8 protein-coding genes and 1 rRNA gene are annotated in these 9,170 nt (G+C 71.1%); 5 read left to right on the top strand and 4 right to left on the bottom strand.

The features are described from left to right. Positions 1-89 (top strand): 5S ribosomal RNA (gene rrf / locus ACFYPM_RS29335); the annotation flags it as partial. Positions 90-436: 347 nt separating this feature from the next. Here the strand turns inward: rrf and ACFYPM_RS29330 are convergent. Next, entirely contained in the window at positions 437-1,123 is a 687-nt protein-coding gene (locus ACFYPM_RS29330; protein ID WP_387203658.1) for a hypothetical protein, read from the bottom strand. A 69-nt stretch (positions 1,124-1,192) separates the two neighbouring features. On the opposite strand from ACFYPM_RS29330, the gene ACFYPM_RS29325 reads away from it, so the two are divergent. From ACFYPM_RS29325 to ACFYPM_RS29315, 3 genes are read left to right on the top strand one after another with little or no spacing between them, the layout of a single operon-like run. Further along, positions 1,193-3,811 (top strand): valine--tRNA ligase, encoded by a 2,619-nt coding sequence (locus tag ACFYPM_RS29325; protein WP_387203655.1) that lies wholly within the window; start codon positions 1,193-1,195, stop codon positions 3,809-3,811. Next, entirely contained in the window at positions 3,808-5,142 is a 1,335-nt protein-coding gene (locus ACFYPM_RS29320) for a bifunctional folylpolyglutamate synthase/dihydrofolate synthase (RefSeq protein WP_387203652.1), read from the top strand. The genes ACFYPM_RS29325 and ACFYPM_RS29320 overlap by 4 nt, the downstream gene beginning before the upstream one ends. Then, positions 5,139-5,603, top strand: coding sequence for a DUF4233 domain-containing protein (locus ACFYPM_RS29315; RefSeq protein WP_387203649.1), 465 nt, complete (start codon positions 5,139-5,141; stop codon positions 5,601-5,603). Before ACFYPM_RS29320 ends, ACFYPM_RS29315 begins: the two co-directional genes overlap by 4 nt. Positions 5,604-5,641: 38 nt before the next feature. Here the strand turns inward: ACFYPM_RS29315 and ACFYPM_RS29310 are convergent, their stop codons facing one another. Then, entirely contained in the window at positions 5,642-7,081 is a 1,440-nt protein-coding gene (locus ACFYPM_RS29310) for a VOC family protein (RefSeq protein ID WP_387203646.1), read from the bottom strand. A 141-nt stretch (positions 7,082-7,222) separates the two neighbouring features. On the opposite strand from ACFYPM_RS29310, the gene ndk reads away from it, so the two are divergent. Continuing rightward, positions 7,223-7,648, top strand: a complete 426-nt coding sequence (gene ndk, locus ACFYPM_RS29305) for a nucleoside-diphosphate kinase (RefSeq protein WP_387203643.1) — start codon at positions 7,223-7,225, stop codon at positions 7,646-7,648. Between the two features lie 186 nt (positions 7,649-7,834). Here the strand turns inward: ndk and sigJ are convergent, their stop codons facing one another. Together sigJ and ACFYPM_RS29295 are read right to left on the bottom strand one after the other, a co-directional pair. Further along, the gene (sigJ, locus tag ACFYPM_RS29300) at positions 7,835-8,710 is read right to left on the bottom strand and encodes an RNA polymerase sigma factor SigJ (RefSeq protein WP_387203641.1); all 876 of its coding nucleotides are present in this window, start codon (positions 8,708-8,710) and stop codon (positions 7,835-7,837) included. Continuing rightward, a complete protein-coding gene (locus tag ACFYPM_RS29295) occupies positions 8,707-9,147 on the bottom strand; it encodes a carboxymuconolactone decarboxylase family protein (protein WP_357244157.1) in 441 nt (146 codons plus the stop codon). The genes sigJ and ACFYPM_RS29295 overlap by 4 nt, the downstream gene beginning before the upstream one ends. Between the last annotated feature and the right edge of the window lie 23 nt (positions 9,148-9,170).

The raw sequence follows: 9,170 nt of genomic DNA, 5'->3' as shown, positions 1-9,170 counted from the left end.
CCGGTTACATTCCGAACCCGGAAGCTAAGCCCTCCAGCGCCGATGGTACTGCACTCGTGAGGGTGTGGGAGAGTAGGACGCCGCCGGACAATCTTTCAGAAAGGGCCACCCCATCACGGGGTGGCCCTTTCTGCATTCACCGAATGGGTGGTTCATCGACCCGGGCTCCCTCATGGAGGTCTCGACGACCCGGCAGGCCAGGGGAGTGGGGTCCAGGGGCACCTGCAGGCAAGGTCACGCTCGAACCAGGATGTAGTGGTCTCCCTACGCGCTGACCCCACTACAACCAGGATGTTGCGCGATCTTGCGGCCTACGGACGGTCTTGCGGCTTGCGGACGGTCTTGCGGCCTGCGGACGGCCTGCGGACGGCCTGCGGCCGGGCGGCGGGCGGCGGGTGGTTCGGGGTTCTGGGCGGGGGCGCCGGCCGGGGTGGGGTCAGTTGCGGGACTGCATGCCGGCGCGGAGGTTGCGCAGCAGGCCGCCGGCGTCGCTGACCGACCGGCCCGGGAACATCGCCATGACCACGCTGCCGTGGTCGGCCCACCCGCACACCGCGAAGTCGCCACCCTCGCCGCTGGTGCTGCCGCACTTCAGCACGCCGCCCAGGTCGCCGGCGGGCATCTCGCGGAGGCCGGTCACCGCACCTGTCTCGTCGGACATGAGGCGGAACAGGCTCTCCAGATCACGCTCGGGCTGCCAGAGCAGGGTGGTGCCGCCGAAGATGAGCACGGAGCGCTTCTCGTCGGCCGGGTCGCGGTAGACCGTGCCGAAGCTGCGGTCCAACTCGATGTCGGCCGCCAGGCCGCTGCGTAGGTAGTCGGCCGTGCTCTTGGCTCGTTCGCTGTCGTCCCGACTCAGGCCGGCGATCTGCGGAGGCGAGGTGAGCTCGGTGTCCTTCTGCTGCGCCACCCGCCAGCCGGCGGCACCCAGCACCCCGGCGCCCGCAAGGCCGACCACCAGCGCGACCGTCCAAGCGATCTTGCGCCCTCTCGACCAGCCGCTCGACCGTTCGTCGGGGTCGCCCCCGGAGTCGCGGGTGCTCAGCTGGATCGGCTCTTCGGTCAGCTCGACCGGCTCGCGACCGCCGTCGAGCGACCGCTCGGTGAGATGTGCGTCGGACATAGCCGACACCGTACGCGAACCACAGGTGGCGCACGTCAGGTCCGCGGAAGCCCTCCGTAGACTTGTCAGGTGACCGAGAGACTGGATGCCCGACGCCCCGACGCCCCGACCCTTGCCGGCCAGTACCAGCCCGGCGAGGTAGAGCAGCGACGGTACGAGCAGTGGGTAGCCGCCGGGCACTTCCGGGCCTCCGCCGACAGCGACAAGCCCCCGTTCGCCATCGTCATCCCACCGCCGAACGTGACCGGCTCACTGCACATGGGCCACGCGTTCGAGCACACGCTGATGGATGCGTTGACGCGGCGCAAGCGGATGCAGGGCTTCGAGGCGCTGTGGCTGCCGGGCATGGACCACGCCGGCATCGCCACCCAGAACCTGGTGGAGCGGCAGCTCGCCGCCGAGGGCCTGTCCCGGCACGACCTTGGCCGGGAGAAGTTCGTCGAGCGGGTCTGGCAGTGGAAGGCCGAGTCCGGCGGGGCGATCCTGGGGCAGATGCGGCGCCTCGGCGACTCCGTCGACTGGGACCGTGAGCGTTTCACCATGGACGAGGGGCTGACCCGCGCTGTCCAGACGATCTTCAAGAAGCTCTTCGACGAGGGTCTCATCTACCGGGCCAACCGGATCATCAACTGGTGCCCGCGCTGTCTGACCGCGCTCTCCGACATCGAGGTCGAGCACACCGACGACGACGGTGAGCTGATCTCGATCCGCTACAGCGACGAGGTCGTGGTGGCCACCACCCGGGCTGAGACGATGCTGGGCGACACCGCGGTGGCGGTCCACCCGGACGACGAGCGTTACCAGCACCTGATCGGCACCGAGGTCGAGCTGCCGCTGACCGGCCGGCGCATCCCGATCGTCGCCGACGCGCACGTCGACCCGTCCTTCGGCACCGGCATGGTCAAGGTGACCCCGGCGCACGACCCGAATGACTTCGAGATCGGCCAGCGGCACGACCTGCCCGCGATCACCGTGATGGACGAGCGTGGCGTGATCACCGTGCCCGGCCCGTTCGAGGGGCTGGACCGGTTCGAGGCGCGGCCCGCGATCGTGGCGGCGTTGCGCGAGCAGGGTCGGGTCGTCGCGGAGAAGCGGCCGTACGTGCACGCGGTCGGGCACTGCTCGCGGTGCAAGACGACAGTCGAGCCGCGGCTGTCGTTGCAGTGGTTCGTCAACACCGGACCGCTGGCCCAGGCCGCCGGCGACGCGGTGCGCGACGGTCGCGTCCGCATCGAGCCCGCCGAGCTGTCCAAGCGCTACTTCGCCTGGGTCGACAACATGCATGACTGGTGCATCTCCCGCCAGCTGTGGTGGGGGCACCGGATCCCGGTCTGGTACGGCCCGCAGGGCGAGATCGTCTGCGTCGGCCCGGACGAGCAGCCGCCGACCGGCGACGGCTGGCGGCAGGACGAGGACGTGCTGGACACCTGGTTCTCCAGCGCGCTCTGGCCGTTCTCCACGCTCGGCTGGCCGGAGCAGACCCCTGACCTGGCCACGTTCTATCCGACAAGCGTCCTGGTCACCGGCTACGACATCCTGTTCTTCTGGGTCGCCCGGATGATGATGTTCGGCCTGTACGCGATGGACGGCAAGCAGCCGTTCGACGTGGTGGCCCTGCACGGCATGGTCCGCGACGAGCACGGCAAGAAGATGTCGAAGTCGTTCGGCAACGTCGTCGACCCGCTGGACTGGATCGATCGGTTCGGTGCCGACGCCACCCGGTTTACCCTGGCCCGGGGTGCCAACCCCGGGCAGGACGTGCCGGTCAGCGAGGAGTGGTGCCAGGGCTCGCGCAACTTCTGCAACAAGCTGTGGAACGCCACCCGCTTCGCCCTGCTGAACGGTGCGCACACCACGGGTGACCTGCCGCCCGCTGAGCGGCTCTCCACCGTCGACAGGTGGATCCTGTCCCGGCTGGCGCACGTCACGGCCGAGGTCGATGAGCAGTTCGAGGCGTACGAGTTCGCCAAGGTGTGCGACCTGCTCTACCACTTCGCCTGGGACGACGTCTGCGACTGGTACGTCGAGCTGAGCAAGCCGGTCCTCGCCGAGGGTGGCGAGCGGGCCGAGACCAGCCGGCGGGTGCTCGGGCACGTGCTGGACCAGCTGCTGCGGCTGCTGCACCCGGTCATCCCGTTCGTCACCGAGGAGCTGTGGCTCGCGCTGACCGGCGGCGAGACGGTGCAGACCGCCGCCTGGCCGGTGGCCGACCGGTCGCTGGTCGACGACGCTGCCGAGGCTGAGCTGGTCAGTGTGCAGCGGGTGGTCACCGAGATCCGGCGGTTCCGTTCCGACCAGGGGCTGCGCCCGACCCAGCGGGTGGCCGCCCGGTTGGATGGGCTGGCCGGGGCTGGTATCGACGCCCACGAGCCGCTGATCCGTTCGCTGGTCCGGCTGGACCCGGCCGGCGACGACTTCCAGGCCAGCGCCACGCTGGCCATGCCCGGCGCGGTCGGTGTCGCGTTGGACACCCGGGGGTCGATCGACGTGGCCGCCGAGCGGGCCCGGTTGACGAAGGACCGCGCGGCGGCCGAGAAGGAGGTCGCGCAGGCCCGGTCGAAGCTCGACAACCCTGCCTTCATCGGCAAGGCCCCCGAGCCGGTGGTCGCCAAGATCCGCGACCGGCTCGCCACCGCCGAGGCCGACCTGGTCCGGATCGACGCTGCTCTGGAGACGCTTTCCTCGTGACCGACCGTACCGAATTCGCCGCCGTCGAGGCCGAGCTCAACGCCCGTGGTTTCACCCGCATGGTCTTCGAGCTGGGCCGGATCGAGTCGCTGCTGGACCTGCTCGGCAGCCCTCAGCGGGCGTACCCGGCGATCCATCTGACCGGCACCAACGGCAAGACCTCCACCGCCCGGATGATCGACTCGCTGTTGCGGGCGCACGGGCTGCACACCGGGCGGTACACCAGCCCGCACCTGGAGACCGTCCGGGAGCGGATCAGCCTGGACGGTGAGCCGGTGAGCGAGGAACGGTTCGCGGCCGTGTACCGGGAGATCAAACCGCTGGCCGAGCTGGTGGACGCGCGGTCGGACGAGCCGCTGACGTACTTCGACATGACGACCGCGTTGGCGTTCGCCACGTTCGCCGACGCGCCTGTCGACATCGCGGTGGTCGAGGTGGGCCTCGGCGGCGCGGAGGACGCGACGAACGTCATTCAGGCCGGGGTCTGTGTGATCACCCCGATCGGGCTGGACCACACCGAGTGGTTGGGTGACACCCTTCAGGACATCGCGCTGGCCAAGGCCGGCATCATCCACCCGGGCGCCACGGTGATCGCCGCGGCACAGGAGGAGGAGGCCGCCGGTCCCCTCCTCGATCGCAGCGCCGAGGTCGGGGCCACCATCGCCCGGGAGGGCGCCGAGTTCGGCGTACTGGGTCGGGCGGTCGCGGTCGGCGGTCAGGTGCTCAGCCTGCAGGGCCTGGGCGGCGTCTACGACGACGTGTTCATCCCGCTGCACGGCGCCCACCAGGCGCAGAACGCCGCGGTGGCTCTCGCCGCGGTGGAAGCGTTCCTGGGCGCCGGGGCTCGACGCCAGTTGGACATCGAGACGGTCCGGGAGGGCTTCGCCTCGACCAGTTCCCCGGGTCGGTTGGAGCGGGTCCGTAACGCGCCGACGATCCTGCTCGACGGCGCGCACAACCCGCACGGCATGAAGGCCACCGTCACCGCGCTCCAGGAGGAGTTCGCGTTCAGCAAGCTGGTGGCGGTCGTCGGCGTACTCGCCGACAAGGACGCGGAGGCCATGCTGGAGTTGCTGGAGCCGGTGGTCGACCAGGTGGTGGTCACCCGCAACAGCTCGCCACGGGCGATGCCGACCGAGGAACTCACCGCACTGGCCGCCGAGATCTTCGGCGAGGAACGGGTGGACTCGGCCGAGGAGATGCCGGACGCCATCGAACTGGCGGTGGCGCTGGCCGAGGAGGACGTCCCCGGCGAGCTCAGCGGGGTCGGGGTGTTGGTCACCGGCTCGGTGGTGACGGTCGCCGATGCTCGTCGGCTGCTGAAGCGATGACCGAGCCGCAGCGGGACCCCTCCGCCAGCGATGACGCGGCCGACCAGGGCGCGGCCGACCAGGGCGCGGCCGGCTCGCCGGCCGATCAGTCCGTGCCGCAGGAGCGCGTCGCTGGGCAGCCGCGACGCTCCGGGTTGCGCAACCCGGAGCGGGCGGTACGCGGCCTCGGGGCCGGCACGCTCAGCCTGGAGGCGCTGGTGCTACTGCTCGCCATCCAGCCGATCCGTGTGGTCGGCGGTGATCTCAGTGGCGCCGCCATCGGTGCCGTGGTGGCACTTGCGGTGGCCGCCATCGTGGTCGCCGGGATGATGCGCCGCCCCTGGGCATGGCACGCCGGCACGGTGCTCCAGGGCCTGCTGATGCTGGGCGGTCTGCTGCACTGGTCGCTGCTCGCCCTGGGCATCATCTTCGCCCTGGTCTGGGCGTACGCGCTGCACGTCCGCCGGGTCATCCTCGGCTGACGCCGGACCGGTCGGCGGCCCGGCGACGCGGGCCGGGGTCAGGCCTCGGCGCGTTCGCGCCACTGGGTGAGCGCGATGCCGTGGCCGTCCGGGTCGCGGAACGCCGCCGCCCACACCTCCAGCTTCGAGCCCCGGTTGACCACCCGGGGCGCGTACGTGAATCGGACGCCCGATCCGCGTAGCCGTTCGTACGCCGCCTCGATGTCGTTGACCTCGAGGTTGACGTGCACCAGGCGGCGGCTGATGGGCGCCGCGCCGGTCACCTCGCGCAGGACGAGCCGGGTCGTGCCGGAGGCGAGTACGGCGTTGCCGGCGCCCCGGTCGACCTCGGTGAAGCCGAGCACGTCGCGGTAGAAGTCGAGCGACCGGGACAGGTCGGTCACCAGCAGGGTGAGACCGACCCCGCTGATCGGCGCGCCCGGATCGGCGGTCGCGCCCGATTCGAACCCGAAGATCGCCTGGTCCAACTCCTCGTCGGTGACCGTCTCGCGTCCCGCCCCGACGGGGGAGGGGTCGTCGAGCGGGAGGTCGAGGGGGTCCAGTGGGTCGGTCGCGCCCGGCCCGGACCGCTGGGCGGGCGGCGGGTCGACGCGCTGGGCCGGCGGGTCGAAGGCGTCCCCGGGGGGCGGGGTTGCCCGGTCGTCCTCCGGCCGGTCGTACCGCTCGTCGAAGCGCTCCTCAGCGGGCGGGCGTGGTGCCGGGGTGGCCCGCCGGGGCAGCCCACCACTGGCCTGCTGCTCGACGAGGACGCCTTCCAACACCACCGGGCCGCCCGGGCTCTGGTGCATCACCACGGGCTCGCGCTCCTCGGGCACGACGCCCGGGTCGTCGCGCAGCGCATCATCGCGCTGGGGGTCGGTACGCAGGTGATCGGCGCCTACCGGGTCGGGGTCGAGCGGGTCACGGTACGGGTCGCGGAAATCTTCCCGGAAATCGTCGTCCGGCCCTCGGCCGGCCCATGGCGGGGCATCCTGCTGGATCAGTAGCTCGTCCATCGCGTCGGCGTCGGCGAACTCCGGCGGGAGGTCGGCGACCGCGGCGGCGGTCTCGGCGTGGGTCGGCACCTCGTCCCAGAGGACCTTCACGTGCCGCTGGTCGTCCAACGCGACCCGGATCGGCAGGGTCTGGCCCAGCGACGGCCACTTGGAGACCGGCACCCTCGGCTCGATGATCTTCTTGGACCGGGGTGGTAGACCGGGCGCGTCGAGCACCAGTTGCAGTTCGCAGCGGCCGAACGCGTACTGGGTGGGTGGTTCGGAGGCGCTGTGCACGTGCCCGGCACCGACCACCCAGGTGCGCCCGCCACCGCGTACGGTCGCCAGCGCGATCGCCAGCACCAGCAGGGCGACCCCGAGAGCCACGATGGCCCAACTGGGCATGCCCAGCCCGAAGACGACGACGAAGGTGGCCACGGTGCCCAGCACCACGCCGACCAGCTTGCGTACCGGCGCGATGGGTCGGTTCCCGCCATTCGCCACAGTGGACCTCCCGGGGTCAGGGCCAGGCTAGGCCGGATCGGCCACCGGGCGAAAGGCCGGCCGCCGCGCCGGCGCCGGGACCGGGTCGCTACGCTGACCGTACCGATCCCAGGCGTTCAGCGTGCACAGGAGGAACCCAGCGTGTCCAGCAACAGCCCGGATGAGCGCAGCCTCGTTCTGATCAAGCCCGACGCGGTCCGCCGCGGCCTGGTCGGCGAGGTCCTCTCCCGCTTCGAGCGCAAGGGGCTGGCAATCGACGCGATGGTGCACCGGACGATGGACGCGACGCTCGCCGACGAGCACTACGCCGAGCACGTCGACAAGGCGTTCTACCCGCCGCTTAAGGACTTCATGACCAGCGGTCCACTTGTCGCGCTCGTGCTCTCCGGCGACCAGGTCATCGACGTGGTCCGCGGGCTGGTCGGCGCCACCGACGGCCGCAGGGCCGCCGCCGGCACCATCCGAGGCGACCTCTCGCTGTCCAACCGGGAAAACCTGGTGCACGCCTCCGACTCGACGGACAGCGCCAAGCGCGAGATCGCGCTCTGGTTCCCCGAGTTGGGCTGACGCTCCCGAGTCGGTCCGGACCGGCTCTGTGGTCCGGGCCGGCTCTGTGGTCCGGGCCGGCTCTGTGGTCCGGGCCGGCTCTGTGGTCCGGGCCTGCTCTGTGGTCCGGGCCGGCTCTGTGGTCCGGGCCTGCTCTGTGGTCCGGGCCTGCTCTGTGGTCCGGGCCGGCCGGCGGCACCGGAGGGTTCAGTCGACCGGCGGCACTTTCGTCGGGTTGCCGACCATGTAGATCCCGGTGATCCGTCCGTCGGCCGCGGCGATGGTGAGCGTGTACCGACTGCCGTCCGCGCGCGTGATCAAGACGGCGGGTTCCCCGTTCAGTTCGATCGGATGCACGGTCATGGGACGGCCCGGGCCGTAGATCCCGGCGTAGAACCGGGCGATCCGGTCCGCGCCGGTGACCGGATTGCGGGCTGCCCGGACCCGACCACCGCCGTCGTTCCAGGCCGTGGCGTCCGCCGCGACCAGGCCGGTGAGCGTCGCCAGGTCACCGTCGCGGGCGGCGGCGAGGAACGCGTCCAGCAACCGTTCCCGTTCGGCCCGGCTCGCGGTGAAGCGCCGCTGCTCCTGATGGACCCGGGTGGTCGCCCGGTGGTGGAGTTGACGGCAGTCCTCCGGGGTCCGCTCCAGGATCTCGGCGATCTCGGCGTACGGCAGGTCGAAGGCGGTGTGCAGGACGTACACCGCCCGCTCCGGCGGGGTGAGCCGCTCCAGGACGTGCAACAACGCGGTGGAGAGCGAGTCGCGCAGCTCCGCGCGGTCCAACGGTCCGAACGGCGAGGGCGCGGTCGGCACCGGCTCGGGCAGCCACGTGCCGACGTACGTCTCGCGGGCCGCCTGCCGGGCCCGCAACCGGTCCAGGGCCAGCCGGGTGACCACCCGGGACAGGTACCGGCGGGGTTCCTCGACCGCCGACCGGTCCACGCCGAGCCAGCGCAGGTACGCCTCCTGGAGCACGTCCTCCGCGTCGTGTCGGCTGCCGAGCAGCCGGTACGCGAGCCCGAGCAACATCGGCCGGTGCGCCTGGAGCGCACCGGCCGCGTCTGCTGCCTCAGTGGTCACGCGTGGGCCGGGGGCTCCAACCGCATGGTCACTCCGATCCGATTCCACACGTTGATTGTGGCAATCGCGACGACGAGGTCGGCCAGTTCCTTCTCCGACCAGACTTTCGCGGCGGCGTCCCACACCTCGTCCGGCACGCCGTGCTCACCGAGCCGGGTGACCGCGTCGGTGAGATCCAGCGCGGCACGCTCCCGCTCGTCGAAGAACGGCGACTCCCGCCAGGTGGCCACCGCGAACAGCCGCCGGCTCGACTCACCCTTGGCGAGCGCGTCCTGGCTGTGCATATCGACGCAGTACGCGCATCCGTTGATCATCGATGCTCGCAGTTTCACCAGCTCAAGAACGGTCTGGTCGACGTTCGACTGGACGTACTTCTCCAGACCCATGACCGCCTGGTACGCCTTCGGCGCCACCGCGCCGGGATTCATCCGCTGCATGACTACCTCCCCTGATCGGTTGG

The organism is Micromonospora sp. NPDC005203 (assembly GCF_042872705.1).
Lineage (GTDB): Bacteria > Actinomycetota > Actinomycetes > Mycobacteriales > Micromonosporaceae > Micromonospora.
The sequence above is the reverse complement of the archived record's forward strand: the minus strand, read 5'-3'. Positions and strand labels throughout refer to the sequence as shown.